The sequence below is a fragment of the Lysobacter sp. BMK333-48F3 genome (genome assembly GCF_019733395.1).
Taxonomy (GTDB): Bacteria; Pseudomonadota; Gammaproteobacteria; order Xanthomonadales; family Xanthomonadaceae; genus Lysobacter.
The window spans coordinates 2,268,679-2,283,006 of the sequence record NZ_JAIHOO010000001.1; the positions used below are offsets into that span (position 1 = coordinate 2,268,679).

Sequence of the window (14,328 nt, forward strand, 5' to 3'; positions counted from 1 at the left end):
GGTTCCGCCGCGCCGCGCGCAGCGGCCTAGGGCCGCCGGCTCAGGCGCTTGGCCATCTCGCCCAAGGAACGCATCGCCGCGCTCATGCGCGCGTCCAACGGGTAGCCGCAGCTGAGCCGGACGTGGTGACGGTAGTCGCCGCGATTGGAGAACAGATGCCCGGGTAGGATGCCGATGCCGGCGGCCAGCGCGGCTTCGAACAGGGCCTGGCCTTCGACCCGTTCGGGCAGCTCCACCCACAGGGTCAGGCCGCCGGCGGGCTCGGCCACGCAGGTGCCGTCGGGCCAGTGCTCGAGCACGGCCTGGCGATAGGCCTGGGCGTTGTCGGCCAGGGCGCGCCGCAAGCGGCGCAGGCCGCGCTCCATGTCGTGGCGGGCCAGGTAGTCGATCAAGGCCATCTGCGGCAACGCCGCGGTGGCCACGGTGGAGAAGCTCTTGGTGCGCAGCAGTTCGGCGGTGCGGCGGCCGCCGGTCATCCAGCCGACGCGCAGGCCGGGCGAGAGCATCTTCGAATACGAGCCGCACACCACCACGTGCTCGCCGTCGTCGTAGCGCCGCATCGGCGAAGGCCGCTGGCCGGAGTACGCCAGTTCGCCGTACAGGTCGTCTTCGATGACGATGGTGCCGTGGGCGGCGCAGGCGGCGACCAGTTCGCGCTTGGCCGCCTCGCTGGTGAGGCTGCCGAGCGGATTGTTGAAGTTCGGGATCAGCAAGGCCGCGCGCACCGCATGCCGTTCCAGCAGTTCGCGCGCGTGCGCCGGGTCGATGCCGACGCCGGGGCGGTTGGGGATTTCCAGCACCCGCAGGCCGTGCGCGGCCACCGCCTGCAGCAGGCCGTGATAGGTCGGCGTTTCCAGGATGACGATATCGCCGGGGCGGGTCAGGCTGCGCAGGGTCAGGCTGATCGCCTCCATCGCGCCGGCGGTGATCACGATCTCGTCCGGGTCCAGCTCCACACCGCACTGGCCGTAGCGCTGGGCGATCAGTTCGCGCAGCGGGCGCAGGCCCTGCGGCGGCGCGTAGTTGAGCGCGGTGTCCGGATCGCGGCGCAGGGCGCGGGTCACCGAAGCGGCGAGCGCGGCGTTGGGCAGCAGCGACATCGCCGGCGAGGCCGAATGCAGCGGCACCAGGTCGTGGCGCGCCTGCACGTCGAGCACGCCGAGCAGGGCCGGGTTGCGCACCGGCATCGGCGCGCGCGCGAGGTGGCGCATGCGCCCGGCGCGCGGCACCGGCGCGCTGGCCGCGCGCACGTAGTAGCCCGAGCGCGGACGCGCCTCGATCAGGCCTTCGCGCTCGAGTTGTTGGTAGGCCTCGACCGCGGTGGCCAGGCTGATGCGCTGGTCGCGGCCGAGCCGGCGCAGCGAGGGCAGGCGCTCGCCGGCGCGCAGCACGCCGCGCTGGATCTGCCGGCGCATGCGCTCGGCCAGGCGTTCGTAGAGCAAGTCCTGGGACATTCCTGAGCCTCGCAATGATCGAAGCCCCTCTCCCGCTTGCGGGAGAGGGGTTGGGGTGAGGGCTGGCAAGCGTTCGAGAAATCCCAGCGCCCGTGAGCTGCCCTCACCCGGCCCTCTCGGCTCTGCACTTCCTGCGGTCGCCGCAAGCGGTAGAGGGAGACAAGAGTAAATCTGTACCGGTCGAAATCGATCCTAACTGAATCTGTATCGGTCCGCAGCGCCGGCCTACCCTGGTTTTCCCCGCCGTTCCAGGCGCCCCGCGCCCCGCCGCCCATGAGCACCGTCGCCGCCTCCGCCGCGCCCGCCGCCGATTCGCGCGGCGCCCTGATCCAGTTGCTGGTCGCCGAGTTGCTGATCGGTTCGGTCGGCGTGTTCGTCCACGAGAGCGGCCAGGACGCGATCACCGCGGTGCTGTTCCGCTGCGTGTTCGGCTGCGTGTTCCTGATCGCCTGGGGCAGCGCGCGCGGCCTGTTCCGCGGCCTGCTCGGCGAACGCGCGCTGATCCGCTCGGCGATCGTCAGCGGCGTGCTGCTGGTGCTGAACTGGGTCGCCCTGTTTGCCGGCATGGCGCGCTCGTCGATCGGCGTGGCGACCATGGTCTATCACTTCTTCCCGTTCGTGGTCCTGGGCATGGCGGCGCTGTTCTACGGCGAACGCACCCGCGCCGCCGACCTGGGCTGGACCGCGATCGCCTTCGTCGGCGTGCTGTGCTCGGCCGATCCGTTCAAGCTCTGGAGCAGCGCCGGCAGCGGCTATCTGATCGGCGTCGGCCTGACCTTCGTCGCCGCGATCCTGTGCGGCGCCTCGCTGTTGCTGTCGCGCAAGATCAGCCGCGAACGGCCGCTGGCGGTGGTGCTGATCCAGTGCCTGGTCGGGGTGCTGATGCTGGCGCCGCTGGCCGACTACGCCGCGGTGTGGAAGCCCGGCTCGCACTGGTTCTGGCTGGCCGGCCTGGGCCTGATCCACAGCGGCGTGTGCTACGTGCTGTTCTATTCGTCCTACCCGCGCCTGCAGGTGGCGACGATCGCGGTGGTCGCCTTCATCTATCCGGTGATCGCGCTGCTGCTGGACTATCTGATCTACGGCCACGCGCTGGCGCCGGTGCAGCGCCTGGGCGTGGCCTTGATCGTGCTCGGCACGCTCGGGGTGAATCTGAAATGGCAGTGGCGCCGGGCGCGGCCGGCGCGGGCCTGAGCGAAGCCGATCGGGCCCCAGGCATGTCTGCAAACGCTTTACTCGACCCGGTCCGCTCTCGACGCGGATCAGCGGGCTTGCCGCTCGCCGCGCAAGGATGCGCCGGCGGGGACTTTATCGGCGTCGTGCGGCCGGGCGCTCCGCCCGGCAGATTCGCTCAGCCGGTCTGGACCAGCCGCCAGGCGCCTTCGACGTCGGACTCGACCCGCGCCCACGGCACCGGTTCGCGCCCGCACAGGCGTTCCCAACCGGCGGCGAGCTGATCGCAGATGTCTTCCCAATGGCGTTCGCCGTGATGGGCGCGCGCACCCAGGCCGTAGGCGATCGCCAGTTCGCGCACCCGGTGCGGAATCGAGCCGTCCGCGCCCGGATCGGCGCCTTGAAACGACCGCAGCGGCGGCGCCGCGCAGAGCCAATCGACATCCGTATGCGTCATGGGCGAAATCCGTTGGCATTGCTCTTGCATCCGGACGATATCGTCTTTGCGTGAAGAAGGGCGCGGCGAACCGCGGCCAACGCACACGGCGAGCGCGAACCCAGTCGCAAACACGCAAAGCGGCGAGGCGGGAAGCTTTCATATCGGCCGCGGTCACGCGCGCATTGCGATGCCAAGCTGAACCACGAGTGCGCGGCATCCTGAATCGACGTGCGTACCGTCACGGCCGCGCAAACAAAAAAGCGCCGCCCAGGCGGGCGGCGCCGCGAGCGCGACCTGCGCGCTCAACCCTTGATGCAGACCACTTGGCGCAAGGTGTGGACCACCTCGACCAGGTCGGACTGCGCCGCCATCACCGCCTCGATCGGCTTGTACGCTGCCGGCGATTCGTCGATGACCGCCGCGTCCTTGCGGCATTCCACGTGGGCCGTGGCCTCGCGGTGCTGTTTGAGGCTGATCGTCCGCCGCGCCTCGGCGCGGCTCATCAGCCGGCCGGCGCCGTGGCTGCAGCTGTGGAAGCTGTCCGCATTGCCCTTGCCGCGCACGATGTAGCTGCGCGCGCCCATGCTGCCGGGGATGATGCCGAGCTCGCCCTCGCGGGCGCTGACCGCGCCCTTGCGGGTCACCCACAGCGATTCGCCGAAGTGCTGCTCGCGCTGGACGTAGTTGTGGTGGCAGTTGACCGCGGTCTTCTCCAACTGGAACTTCGGCAACTGGATCCGCATCGCGTGCAGCACCCGTTCCATCATCGCTTCGCGGTTGTGGCGGGCGTAGTCCTGCGCCCAACCGACCGCCTCGACGTAGTCCTCGAACAGCGGCTCGCCTTCGAGCAGGAAGGCCAAGTCCTTGTCCGGCAGATGGAAGCCGAGCACGCGCCGTTCCAGCTTGATCCGCGCCAGCTCGATGAAGTAGCTGCCGATCAGGTTGCCGGTGCCGCGCGAGCCGGAGTGCAGCATCACCCACACCGCGCCGGCCTCGTCCAGGCAGACCTCGATGAAGTGGTTGCCGCCGCCGAGCGTGCCGATCTGCTTGTCGAGCTTGTCGGTGCGCAGCTTGCGGTGCTTGGCGTGGATCGCGTCCAGCCGCGTCGCCAGCCCGGACTTGGCCAGGCGGGTGGCGTGGCTGTCGGGCAGGCGGCGGTGTTCGCCGCCGCGGCCGTTGCCGACCGGGACGCAGTGCTCGATCGCCGAGCGCAGCTTGGCCAGGCTGTCGGGCAGGTCCTTGGCGCGCAGGCTGGTGCGCACCGCGGCCATGCCGCAACCCAGGTCGACGCCGACCGCGGCCGGGATGATCGCGCCGCGGGTCGGCACCACCGAGCCCACGGTCGCGCCCTTGCCCAAGTGAGCGTCGGGCATCACCGCGATCCAGGGGCCGACGTGGGGCAGGGCGGCGAGGTTGCGCAGCTGCCGCCGCGCCCCTTCGTCGACCGCGACCCCGCGCACCCATCCCTTGACCGGGACCGAGCCTTCCTCGGCGTGCAGCAGTTCGTAGCTTGATGTACTCATGTCAGTGTTCCTTGTGCAGTGCGCCGGTACGGATCGGTCCGCGGTACTTGCCCGCGCGACGCGGGCGGCGTGGAGCGGGCGCGTCGTAGGCGTCCGGCAGGTCGTCGTTGTTCAATCCGTGTTCGAGCAACTCCGCCCGTCCCAGCTGTCGTTTGCGCTGCGCGTACAGGTCGGCGCGACCGTACAGGCTTTCGCGCCGTCCCTTGCACTCGCTCGCCTGTCGGCCGAGCACCGCGTCGTAGGCGAACGCCCGCACGGTGGCGTGCGGGCCGTGCCGGGGCTGGCGCTGCCACGCCGGCGGCACGGGCGCCAGTTCGATCGCATACCAGACGCCATCGATACGGCGCAGTTGGGCGGTCGGCCCGAGCTTGCGCACGTCCGGCTCCAGGCCGCGTTGGCGCAGCTGGACCGCCCGGGCATGAGCCCGCTTGCGTTCGATCTGTGCGCGCAGCGCCGCTTCGTTGCGCATCAGGCAACCGCTGTCCGGGCACACGTACAGATCGTGCCAGGATTCGGCCAAGGCCGTCAGGCCGCCGTAGCGGCGCATCGCCTGCAGTTCGCCGTCGATGCGCTGCACGCGCATCGCGACGAAATCGTCGATGTGCTGGTGGATGTGCTGTTGCACGGTGTTGCGCCGGTCGACGCGCTGGCACAGCTCCGAATAGACGAAGTCCCAGCGTCGCCCGACCTGCCGGTCGAGGTAGCGTTTGAGCGGATTGAGGTTTTCGTTGAGCCACTTGCGATTGCTGTGGCGGTGTTTCATGCCCTCTTGACGGGGATGATCCTCGGGATCGCGCGGCGGGCGCGTGCGGGCCTGGGGGCCGCCGCCGCGACGCGGTCGTTCGACGATCACTTTGTACATGTCGTTGCGCATAGTCGTTTGGTCCGATAGTCCGTCGCCGGCGCTGCGCGCACGGCGACGCTGGCCGCTCCCGCAGGAGCGGCGTGCGTAATGGGCTTGCGGCCCCGGCGCTATCGGAATCCGGACGGCGGCGCCGCCCGGTCCTGCTTTCAGCCGTGGCCCTTGAGGCTGACCAGTTGCTTCATGACTCCCTCCAGACCGCCGAACACGGTCAACTTGTCGATCTTCTCGGTGATCTTCTCCAGCGCCTCGAGCTCCTTGAGCCGCATCAGCACCGGGCTGTCCTCGATCAGCTTGGCGGTGTTGAGCAGGCTGCGGGTCGCGTTCGCCTCCTCGCGGCGGCGGATCACGTTAGCCTGCGCCGTCTTTTCCGCCTGCACCACGCCGTTGAGGATCTCCTTCATCTCGCCCGGCAGGATCACGTCCTTGACGCCCACGCCGAGCACCTCGATGCCGAACTGGCCGACCTGGCCGCGCACGTAGCCGAAGATGTCGGCGTCGAGCGAGGCCTTGTCGCCGAGCAGCTCGTCCAGGCTCTTGGCCGACACCGCCTTGCGCAAGCCGTACTGCAGCTCGCGGTAGACATGCTCGGCGTACTTGGCGACGCGGGTGCGCGCGGCGACCGGGTCGGTCACGCGCAGGCTCGCGGCCAGGTTGACGCGCAAGGAGACCTTGTCGCGGGTCAGCAGCTCCTGGCCCGATACCTCCATCGCCTGTACGCGCAGCTCCACGGTCTCGACCGCGACGTTCTTGCGCAGGTTCCAGAACGCGTACGCGCCCGGCGCCAGTTCGCGCACCAGGGTGCCGTCGACGAACAACAGGCCGGCGGACTCGGAGGGCACGTTGCCGGCGACGGCGACGCGCTCCAGCCAACCGATCTGGCGCAGGCCGTCGACGATCTCGCGCTCGATCTCCAGGCCCTCGCCCAGCGCGATCGCGCGGATCTTCACCTGGCCCAGGCCCTTCCAGTACAGGCGGCGAGTGCCGGGATTGAGCACATCGGCGATGCGGCCGTTGCGCAGCATCAGGCCGACCTCGTCGCTGCCGATGTCGGCCAGGACGAAGTCGTCGTACAGGCGCTCGGCCAGGCCGGCAATCAGCGCCTCGCCGTCGTTGCCGCTGTATTGCGGCTGGACGATGGCGTGGACGGTCAGCTCGAGTTCGTTGCCGAAGTCGGTCAGCTTGTGCACGCCGGGACCGAGCACGCGCTCGATGCGGCGGTTGCGGTACACCAGGACGCGCTCGGCATCGCCGACCACGACCTTCTTGATCCAGAACATGATGAGTCTCCTTGTCGTTCCGGTGATCCGATCCGTGGTGAGCTGCCGCAGCGACCGAATCGGTTCGTCGCCGGGCGTGGTGGGCGGCGCGTTGGCGCGCGCCGCGGAATAAGTGGAAACGCCCCCGACGTCGTCGCTGCGGGGCCGGCGTGCTGCCTGCGGGGCCGGTACCGGCCCGCCGCGGCGACGTTCCCTGTCGCTGCGGGCGGGCGCCGTACCGCAGACCGCGTCGAGGACGCGGGTCCGGCATCGTCGCCGTTGCGGTGTTCCTTGGCGCGCCCCAGGCCGGCGGCGCGTTGCGGAACGCCGCTGAGGGCGTTTCCTGGTGCGGAACTTTCGTTCCTGTTTCTAAGCCGTCGTGAAAGGACGGTGGACAGCGGGAGTCGAACCCGCGACAACAGCACGGATGCTGCGCTCTAACCGAACTGAGCTATATCCAAGTGGAGACGAGCCGGACTCGAACCGGCGACCTGCGACTCGCGTCGCCGCTCTAACCTACTGAGCTATCGTCACTGAGAAACATCCCGACGCGGACTTCGGCATACGCCACGGCACAGCCGCGCGCACCGGACGGGAACGAACCCGTACCGCTGTAGTCCTGGCCTTGCGGATGCTTCGTATTGCCGCCTGTCGCCAAGCGGCAATGCGTTCGGGCGCAAGCGCCCCTGTTCTGCGATTCCCTACGCGCGGCCCGTGCCGAAGCACCGGAGCACGGCGCTGATGCGCCTCATTGGCCTGTCCCCTTTCCTCTCGGATGCTTCGGGGCGTCTGGAATGGCGGAAATCCTGCCGTTTCCGGCGGTTCTCGAGTGTTTCCCTTTGCGAGCGCTGAAACGAAAACGCCCCCGGAGTGGAGTCCGAGGGCGTTCGCTGTCCTCGGGAGATCGGGGCGACCGACCTCCCATGGGCGGGAGATCAATCCGGCGTGTGCAGTTCCTGGTGGCGACCGCGCTTCGACGAGGCGCAGTCGAACGACCCGAGGCACAGTGGCCGCGGCGCGTTCTGCATGGCGATGTCGGAGTGGATGAACATGGGAAGGCGGTCGTTGGAGATTGCGTCGCGAGGACGATGGAGGCGCACGATACTCGTGAGAAATTCGTTATGCAAGACCGTTCGTCGCCGCATGAGCGGACGAATGCAAGTGCGATGTGTGTTGGGGCGTAGGCGCTGCACGCGCATCGCACATCAAGCGCGAGCATCACGCGGCGACGATGGCGAGTCGAGTCGGAAGTCGGCCGTCGGTGCGGCCGATGCGCGACATCGTGCTCGACCGCGCTGCGTTCCGTTTCAGTCCGCGCGAAGGCGCGACAACAAGGCCTGGGTGTCGACGACTTCGGCGAACTCCGCGTGCAGGGTCGCCAGATGCGCGCGGCTGACGGTGTCGGCATCGATGCGCCGGCCTTCGGCATCGACCAGGTCGAAGCAGAAGCAGGCGTCGCCGACGACCAGCACGCGATAGCCCAGATTGGCCGCGACCCGCGCGGTGGTCGATACGCACATGTCGGTGCTGATGCCGAACAGCACCACCGTGTCGACGCCGAGGCGGCGCAGGCGCAGGTCCAGATCGGTGCCGATGAAGGCGGCGTTGACCGACTTGGTCACCAGCGGCTCGTCCGGCAGCGGTTCGAAGCCTTCGCGAAAATCGTTGCCCGGATGCGAGGGGTGCAGGGTCGAATCGGGCAGGACCGAGTCGTGGCGGACATGGATCAGCGGCCGGCCGGTTTCGCGCCAGGCGGCGAGCAGGCGTCGGCCGTTGGCTTCCATCGCCGGGTTGTTGCGCGCGCCCCAGGGCGGAAAGTCGAAACCGCGCTGCACGTCGATCGGGATCATTGCGGCAGAAGCCAGGGCAGCGGAAGCGAGGTCGGACATCGGGCTGCTCTCCTGCGGGGCGGCGTTGGTCGAGACGCCACTGTGGGCGCTCGCGCCGGCCGGTCTCAACCCGGCAAAATGCCGGCCAGGCCGACGCGCCTTCCCACCGCGCCCCGCATTGCGACCATGAAGACCCTCGACGACACCGACCGCAAGCTGATCGCCCTGCTGCAGGACAACGCCCGTCTGTCGACCGTCGCCCTGGCCAAGGCGGTCGGACTGGCGCGCAGTTCGGTGCAGGAGCGCCTGCAGCGGCTGGAGTCGGCCGGGGTGATCGCCCAGTACACGCTGCGCCTGGGCAGCGGCGGGGATCCGTTGCGCGCCTGGCTGCTGCTGCGTTACGGCGAAGGCTTCAGCTGCGACGACGTAGTGCCGCCGCTGATCGTGTTGCCGCAAGTGCGCGCGATCCACAGCGTCGCCGGCGAGATCGACCTGATGGTGCTGGTGGAAACCGCCGGCCCCGGCGAACTGGCGGACCTGCGCGAGCGGGTCGCGGCCTTGAAGGGCGTGGACGACGTGACCACGCTGCCGGTGCTGCGCACCGCGTTGGAGCGGGGCTGAGTGCCCTGGATGCCCGCCTTCGCGGGCATGACGGCTGTTGGGGGCGCGGTGAGTCCGTTGCGTAACGTTCGCGACGAAACCTGCCCATCGTCGTTCCCGCGAAGGCGGGAACCCAGGGCTTCACCGCGATGTCGCTCTGAAGTCTCTGGATGCCCGCCTTCGCGGGCATGACGGCTGTTTGGGGGGGCGGCGTAACCGTCCTGTCGTCGCGTCCACGGATCGCCGCTCCTGCGACTGGGCCCGCTACTCCGACTCCACCCCGGCCAGGTTCAACACCCAGTCCGGGGTTTCCGGTTCGCCGGCGAAGAACGTCGGCGGTTTGCGTTCGCCGATCGCCCAGCGGTGCAGCCAGCTCGGCCCGGCCGGGCCGAGGTAGGCGTCGGCGCGCTGGTAGGCGCGGTCGCGCAGCGCTTCGTCGAGGCCGACGAAACGGTAGCCGCGCTTGCGCGCCATCGCGATCAGCTCGCCGTAGGCGTCGGCGTTGAGCAGGTTGGCGTGGATCAGCCACACCTGCGGCAGGTTGTAGCCGAGCAGGGCGATCGATTGCCGCTCGTAGTAGTCGAGCTTGGCGCCCATGTAGCGCAGGTAGTCGCGGCGCAGGCGCGCCTTGAGCCGGGCGTCGCCGCGCTGGTCCAGGCGCAGGTAGGCCCCGGCCCAGATCCAGTCGGCGTTGTCGACCGTTACCGGGGCGATGCGGTAGCCGTGCTCGGCGAGAAAAGCCTGCAGGGCGGCCTTGTCCTCGACGCTGCGGCCCGCGCGCAGATAGGGATGGCGGAACCAGCGCGGAGCCGGCTGCGACTTCTCGTCCGTCAGCGCCTTGAGCTGACGCTCGCCGCGCAGGATGTCGGCCTGGTAGGCCGCCAGCCCGACCGCGTGCAGGTCGGAATGGCCGTAGCTGTGGTTGCCGAGTTCGGCTCCGGCATCGCGCCAGTCGCGCAGCATCTGCAGGCGCTCGGGATCGATCCGGCCGCGGTCTTCGAGCTTGCCTTCGTTGACGAAGCCGACCACCGGCACGCCGGCGCGGGCGACCGCTGCGACCAGGCGCCGGTGTCCGGGCAGGACCTCGGCGGTGGGAACCTCGGGCAAGGGCACCCAGGGCAGGTCGTCGACGGTCAGGGCGAGGCGCCGGTCCGGCGGCGGCGCGGCGACCGCGCCGGCCGCGGCGGCAAGACTCAGGATCAGGCTCAGGATCGCAGCACGGCCCCACGGGGCCGCGACGGACGGAAACGGACGCATGCGGCGTTCTCGGCGGACGACGCGGCGATCATCGCCGCGCCGGAGCCCCATGCCTAGCGAACTGCGGCAAGACCGCGGCGAGTGTCGACCGCGGTCCGCCTGGCTTGCGATGGCGGTCGCGTCAGCCCAGCCGGCGCGAGATGAAGTAGTACGCCAGGTTGCCCAGGCCGCAGGCCGCCAGCAGCACCGCGACCATGCCCGGGGTGACTTCGCGCCAGCCGGCGCCCTCGATGATGCCGAACGCGGCGGCCAGCAGGACCAGGACGATGCCCCAGCGCAGCGCGCCGTGGCGGCGGCGCTGGTCTTCGTCGCGGGCCATCGAGCGCAGCAGCTCGTCGGCGCCGCCGGTGGACAGCAGCTTGCTGCGGAAGCGCGCCTCGACGGCGATCTTGATCGCCATGACGATGCAGATGAACAGGGTGATCGGAATCAGGACTTCGACATCCATGGGGCGCCTCGGCGGTGGGTTGGGTGGGTTCGAGGCAAGAGATACGGCCGGGCCGGGATCGGTTGCAGCCGATCCGGCGGGCCCGGGAACCGCCCGGCGTCACGTGTTCGATATGTCGTGTGTCATATTTGGCCGGGTATCGAAGTCACTGCAACCGATCCCGCCATGCCCGCATCCTCGATGGGATGACCGGCGAATCCGACCGTCCCGACCATCCCGACCGCCTGCTGGTGAGCGCCGTGCTCGAGCGCGCCCCGGGCGCGTTCGAGCGCCTGGTGCGCGAGTACCAGGGCCTGTGCTGGCACATCATCCAACGCATGGTCCGGCACCCGGACGATACCCGCGAGCTGTGCCAGGAGGCGTTCCTGCGCGTGCACCAGTGCCTGCACCAGTACCGGCACGAGAGCCCGCTCAAGTCCTGGATCGGCCAGGTCGCCTATTCGGTGGCCAAGCGCCATCTGGAGCGCAAGCGGATCCCGATCGTGGAGGCCGCCGACGACGAGGACGCGCTGTCGCCGCTGGACAGCGTCAGCGACGGCTTCGACCTGGAGGCGGCCTGCGCCGACGAAGAGATCGCCGCCGGCCTGCACGCCGAGATCGAGGCCCTGCCGCCGTTGCAACGCACCTTGTTGACCCTGTATCACCTGGAAGAACTGCCGATCGGCGAGATCGCCGCGATGACCGGCCTCGCCGAAGGTACGATCAAAAGCCACCTGTTCCGAACCCGGGCGCGGCTGCGCCAGCGCCTGGAAGCCCGGTTGGGAGAATTCGCATGAACCGCACGCCGCCTCCGTTCGATCCTTCCGATGACCGCGATCCCGCCGTCGCCAGCGAGTGGCGGCTGCAGGAACGGGCGCTGCGCGATGAGCGCGCCGGCGCGCCGATGGAGGCCGACGACCCGCGCCTGGCCCAGTACCGGCTGCTCAGCCGGGCGCTGCGCGCGCCGGTGATGGAGCCGATCCCCTACGGCTTCGCCGAGCAGGTCGCGCGTCGCGCGCAAACCGCGGCGCAGGGCAACGACCGGCTCGAACGCTGGCTGCAGCAGGGGTTGCTGGCCGCGCTGGTGGCCACCGGCTTGGCGGTGGCCGCGCTCGGCAGTGCGCAATGGCTGCCGGCGTTCGCTTCCGCCGCCGGCCTGCTGCCCGACGGCAGCCTGTCCTGGGGCCTGGTGGTGGCCGCCTGCTGCATCGTGACCTGGGGCTGGGACGGCGCGATGCGCAGCGTCGGCCGGGGCCAGGCCTCCGCCCGCGCCGCCTGAGCGCGATCGCGGATCTGCTGCGGCCGCGTCCGTGCGGCCGCACGCTGTGCCGCGCCACACAAGCGTTTGGTGAAGCGCGACGGCTTTGTCCGCACGCGCGCGCACGCGTGCGCCGGCGCTTGCCGCACCGCGCACGCGCGCGCCGATGCGCGCCGACTGCGGACCGCGATCGGCATGGAAATCGCGTACCGCGACGGGGTACGCAGTTCCGTGCCGGAGCCGGCAGGCGCGTGTCACCCAAGTAACAGCTATCCCCCGACCCCCTAACCAGACTCGCCTCACGTGCTCGACACAGGAGAGGCGAGTGATGGAACGTAACGAAATCGAACAGGGCGGTTACGCTGCGGCCGATGCGATGTTCACCGTCGCCTGGCGCGAGAATCTGCCCGAACTGGAAGCGCGCGCGCGGCGTTTCGCCGAAGGCCAGCGCGACCGCGCCGAGGAGTTGCTCGGCAATACCGCGATGAAGGCATGGCTGTTCATGCGCAATTCGCCGCAGACGATCACCGACCCGTGCGGAATCCTGTTCGTGGTCATGCGCCATGTCTTTCTCGACAGCGTGCGCCAACGCAACCGCGACCGCGAAGTCTTCGACCGCAACCGCGACATCGACAGCGATGCCGCCGGCTTCGCCCACGACGGCCTGTCGGCGCTGCAGCAACTCGAGCTGGACGAGCAGCTCGACCGGGTGATCGTCGCGGTATCGAAGATGAGCCGCGAGCAGCGCCGTCTGTTCGCCTACCGATTCATCGACGACCTGCCGTACCCGGAAATCGCCGCGCGCCTGCACATCAACCAGCCCCTGGCGCGCAAGCGGGTGGAACTGTTGCGCAATCGGCTGCGCAGCGCGGTCGGCGACTGAGCCCCCCCGATTCGGCGACAAGCCGCGGCTTCCGGCTTCACAAGCCGCCAGGGGCTGCGTTCCACCCGTTAGACCCACGCGACACCGTCATGCGGCTCAGGACGTCGGTCCTGCAGACGTTTCCTCCACCGACCGATCAAGGACAGGCTCATGGCCGCTCCCGATACTCCCGTCAATTCGCAGATCACCGATGCAGTCACCCAGACCAACGTAAAAGTCGTCGCCGAAGCGCCCGCGCAAGCGATCGCCTCGCTGTACCAGGTATCCAGCCATTCGGCCGGGCTTTCGCTGCAGAACGCGGTGTACAGCCAGCAGGCCCTGAACCAGATCTCGACGGCGGTAGTGTCCAAGGCGGTCGCGCTGATCATGTCGATCGGGGAGAAGTCGTGACGCGCGCAACGCCGATCCGGCGCGCATTCGCCGTGGCGAACCGATAACGCGGGAGAACAGCGATGAGATGGTTCGGCAAGAAGAAGACGCCGCCGGCGGCCGCTGCGCCCGCAGCCGCCACGACGGCCGCCGCACCGGCATCGCCGGCCGCGGCGACCACCCCCGGCGCCGCGGCGTCGCCCGCACCTGCGGCGGACGCCGCGACCGAGGCGGCGGCGACGCCGGCGGCCGCGGCGCCCGCCGCCGCAGCGGCCGATGGCGCGAGCGCTGCCGCCGCCGGCAGCGGCGCCAGCGGTACTGCGGCGAGCGGCACCGGCACCAGCGGCGCTGCGGCGAGCGGCGGCGGTTCGCCGGCGGGCGCAGGCAATGGCGGCAGCGGTAGCGGAAGCGGAAGCGGCGGCAGTGGCAATGGAAGTGGCGGCAGCAGCGGCAGCGGCGGGTCGACGTCCGATAGCGGCTCCGGTTCCGCCGCCGCGGCGCCCAAGTCGCCGTTGAGCATGGCCCGCGATCGCGCCGTCGGCCAGGCCGACGCGGCGGCGCCGCCGCCGACCGATTCCTTGAACCAGCAGATCGTCCAGGCGGTGCAGTTCACCAATGCCGAAACCGCGTCCTACGCGCCGTCGCAGATCGCGATCGCGCCGGACATGATGATCAGCCAGGCCGCGGGCCTGGTCGCGCAGTCGGCCGCCGGCTACTTCGACGGCATCAGCAAGATCACCCTGGCGGCGCAAGGCATGCTGATGAAGCAGCTGACCCAGGACCTGGTCGAAGGCCAGCTGGAAAAGGCCGCCGAAGACGCGCTGGGCATCCTCGCCACCGAGATCCTGATGGGCGCCGCCGCCGCGGTCGCCGCCGCGTCCGGCGCGATGGAGGCGGAGTCGGCCAGCTTCGCCATCGACCGCATCGACCAGAGCATCTCCAAGTACTCCTCGCTGCTGCAGAACCGCAAGAGCTAGGCGCTGCGCCTACCGCTT

16 protein-coding genes and 2 tRNA genes are annotated in these 14,328 nt (G+C 69.8%); 7 read left to right on the forward strand and 11 right to left on the reverse strand.

Features of this window, described 5'->3' with window-relative positions; translation table 11 throughout:
- Positions 1 to 26: 26 nt before the first annotated feature.
- Entirely contained in the window at positions 27 to 1,454 is a 1,428-nt protein-coding gene (locus tag K4L06_RS09585; RefSeq protein WP_221671179.1) for a PLP-dependent aminotransferase family protein, read from the reverse strand.
- Positions 1,455 to 1,727: 273 nt separating this feature from the next.
- On the opposite strand from K4L06_RS09585, the gene K4L06_RS09590 reads away from it, so the two are divergent.
- Complete coding sequence (locus K4L06_RS09590) at positions 1,728 to 2,648, forward strand: DMT family transporter (protein ID WP_221671180.1); 921 nt, start codon at positions 1,728 to 1,730, stop codon at positions 2,646 to 2,648.
- A gap of 157 nt (positions 2,649 to 2,805) precedes the next feature.
- On the opposite strand, the gene K4L06_RS09595 is transcribed toward K4L06_RS09590, so the two are convergent.
- From K4L06_RS09595 to K4L06_RS09625, 7 genes are all read right to left on the reverse strand, one after another.
- Entirely contained in the window at positions 2,806 to 3,084 is a 279-nt protein-coding gene (locus K4L06_RS09595) for a hypothetical protein (RefSeq protein ID WP_221671181.1), read from the reverse strand.
- A 284-nt stretch (positions 3,085 to 3,368) separates the two neighbouring features.
- Positions 3,369 to 4,589 carry an RtcB family protein gene (locus K4L06_RS09600; RefSeq protein ID WP_221671182.1) on the reverse strand — a complete coding sequence of 407 codons (1,221 nt, stop codon included), beginning with the start codon at positions 4,587 to 4,589 and terminating at the stop codon, positions 3,369 to 3,371.
- Position 4,590: 1 nt separating this feature from the next.
- Positions 4,591 to 5,352: a hypothetical protein gene (locus K4L06_RS09605; RefSeq protein ID WP_221671183.1), complete on the reverse strand. Its 762-nt coding sequence runs from the start codon at positions 5,350 to 5,352 to the stop codon at positions 4,591 to 4,593.
- Between the two features lie 248 nt (positions 5,353 to 5,600).
- Positions 5,601 to 6,731: a slipin family protein gene (locus tag K4L06_RS09610; protein ID WP_221671184.1), complete on the reverse strand. Its 1,131-nt coding sequence runs from the start codon at positions 6,729 to 6,731 to the stop codon at positions 5,601 to 5,603.
- A 368-nt stretch (positions 6,732 to 7,099) separates the two neighbouring features.
- A tRNA-OTHER gene (locus K4L06_RS09615) sits at positions 7,100 to 7,170 on the reverse strand.
- A 2-nt stretch (positions 7,171 to 7,172) separates the two neighbouring features.
- Positions 7,173 to 7,242 (reverse strand) — tRNA-OTHER (locus tag K4L06_RS09620).
- A gap of 775 nt (positions 7,243 to 8,017) precedes the next feature.
- Positions 8,018 to 8,599, reverse strand: a complete 582-nt coding sequence (locus K4L06_RS09625; protein ID WP_221671185.1) for a cysteine hydrolase family protein — start codon at positions 8,597 to 8,599, stop codon at positions 8,018 to 8,020.
- A gap of 126 nt (positions 8,600 to 8,725) precedes the next feature.
- Here K4L06_RS09625 and K4L06_RS09630 point away from each other — a divergent pair, with 126 nt between their 5' ends.
- Positions 8,726 to 9,160, forward strand: coding sequence for an Lrp/AsnC family transcriptional regulator (locus K4L06_RS09630; RefSeq protein ID WP_221671186.1), 435 nt, complete (start codon positions 8,726 to 8,728; stop codon positions 9,158 to 9,160).
- Positions 9,161 to 9,403: 243 nt separating this feature from the next.
- Here the strand turns inward: K4L06_RS09630 and K4L06_RS09635 are convergent, their stop codons facing one another.
- Both K4L06_RS09635 and K4L06_RS09640 read right to left on the reverse strand, forming a co-directional pair.
- Complete coding sequence (locus K4L06_RS09635; RefSeq protein WP_221671187.1) at positions 9,404 to 10,396, reverse strand: polysaccharide deacetylase family protein; 993 nt, start codon at positions 10,394 to 10,396, stop codon at positions 9,404 to 9,406.
- A gap of 121 nt (positions 10,397 to 10,517) precedes the next feature.
- Positions 10,518 to 10,844 carry a DUF6249 domain-containing protein gene (locus K4L06_RS09640; RefSeq protein ID WP_221671188.1) on the reverse strand — a complete coding sequence of 109 codons (327 nt, stop codon included), beginning with the start codon at positions 10,842 to 10,844 and terminating at the stop codon, positions 10,518 to 10,520.
- Positions 10,845 to 11,029: 185 nt separating this feature from the next.
- On the opposite strand from K4L06_RS09640, the gene K4L06_RS09645 reads away from it, so the two are divergent.
- From K4L06_RS09645 to K4L06_RS09660, 4 genes are all read left to right on the forward strand, one after another.
- The gene (locus tag K4L06_RS09645) at positions 11,030 to 11,620 is read left to right on the forward strand and encodes a sigma-70 family RNA polymerase sigma factor (RefSeq protein WP_221671189.1); all 591 of its coding nucleotides are present in this window, start codon (positions 11,030 to 11,032) and stop codon (positions 11,618 to 11,620) included.
- Positions 11,617 to 12,102 carry a hypothetical protein gene (locus K4L06_RS09650; protein ID WP_221671190.1) on the forward strand — a complete coding sequence of 162 codons (486 nt, stop codon included), beginning with the start codon at positions 11,617 to 11,619 and terminating at the stop codon, positions 12,100 to 12,102. The genes K4L06_RS09645 and K4L06_RS09650 overlap by 4 nt, the downstream gene beginning before the upstream one ends.
- 307 nt (positions 12,103 to 12,409) lie before the next feature.
- Positions 12,410 to 12,964, forward strand: coding sequence for a sigma-70 family RNA polymerase sigma factor (locus K4L06_RS09655; RefSeq protein ID WP_221671191.1), 555 nt, complete (start codon positions 12,410 to 12,412; stop codon positions 12,962 to 12,964).
- 150 nt (positions 12,965 to 13,114) lie between these two features.
- Positions 13,115 to 13,354, forward strand: coding sequence for a RebB family R body protein (locus K4L06_RS09660; RefSeq protein ID WP_221671192.1), 240 nt, complete (start codon positions 13,115 to 13,117; stop codon positions 13,352 to 13,354).
- Here the strand turns inward: K4L06_RS09660 and K4L06_RS09665 are convergent.
- Positions 13,329 to 13,853, reverse strand: a complete 525-nt coding sequence (locus K4L06_RS09665) for a hypothetical protein (protein WP_221671193.1) — start codon at positions 13,851 to 13,853, stop codon at positions 13,329 to 13,331. The two genes, K4L06_RS09660 and K4L06_RS09665, sit on opposite strands and share 26 nt — an antisense overlap.
- Between K4L06_RS09665 and K4L06_RS09670 the strand changes: the two genes are divergently transcribed.
- Positions 13,852 to 14,310, forward strand: a complete 459-nt coding sequence (locus K4L06_RS09670; protein ID WP_221671194.1) for a hypothetical protein — start codon at positions 13,852 to 13,854, stop codon at positions 14,308 to 14,310. The genes K4L06_RS09665 and K4L06_RS09670 overlap by 2 nt on opposite strands.
- The last annotated feature ends 18 nt before the right edge of the window (positions 14,311 to 14,328 follow it).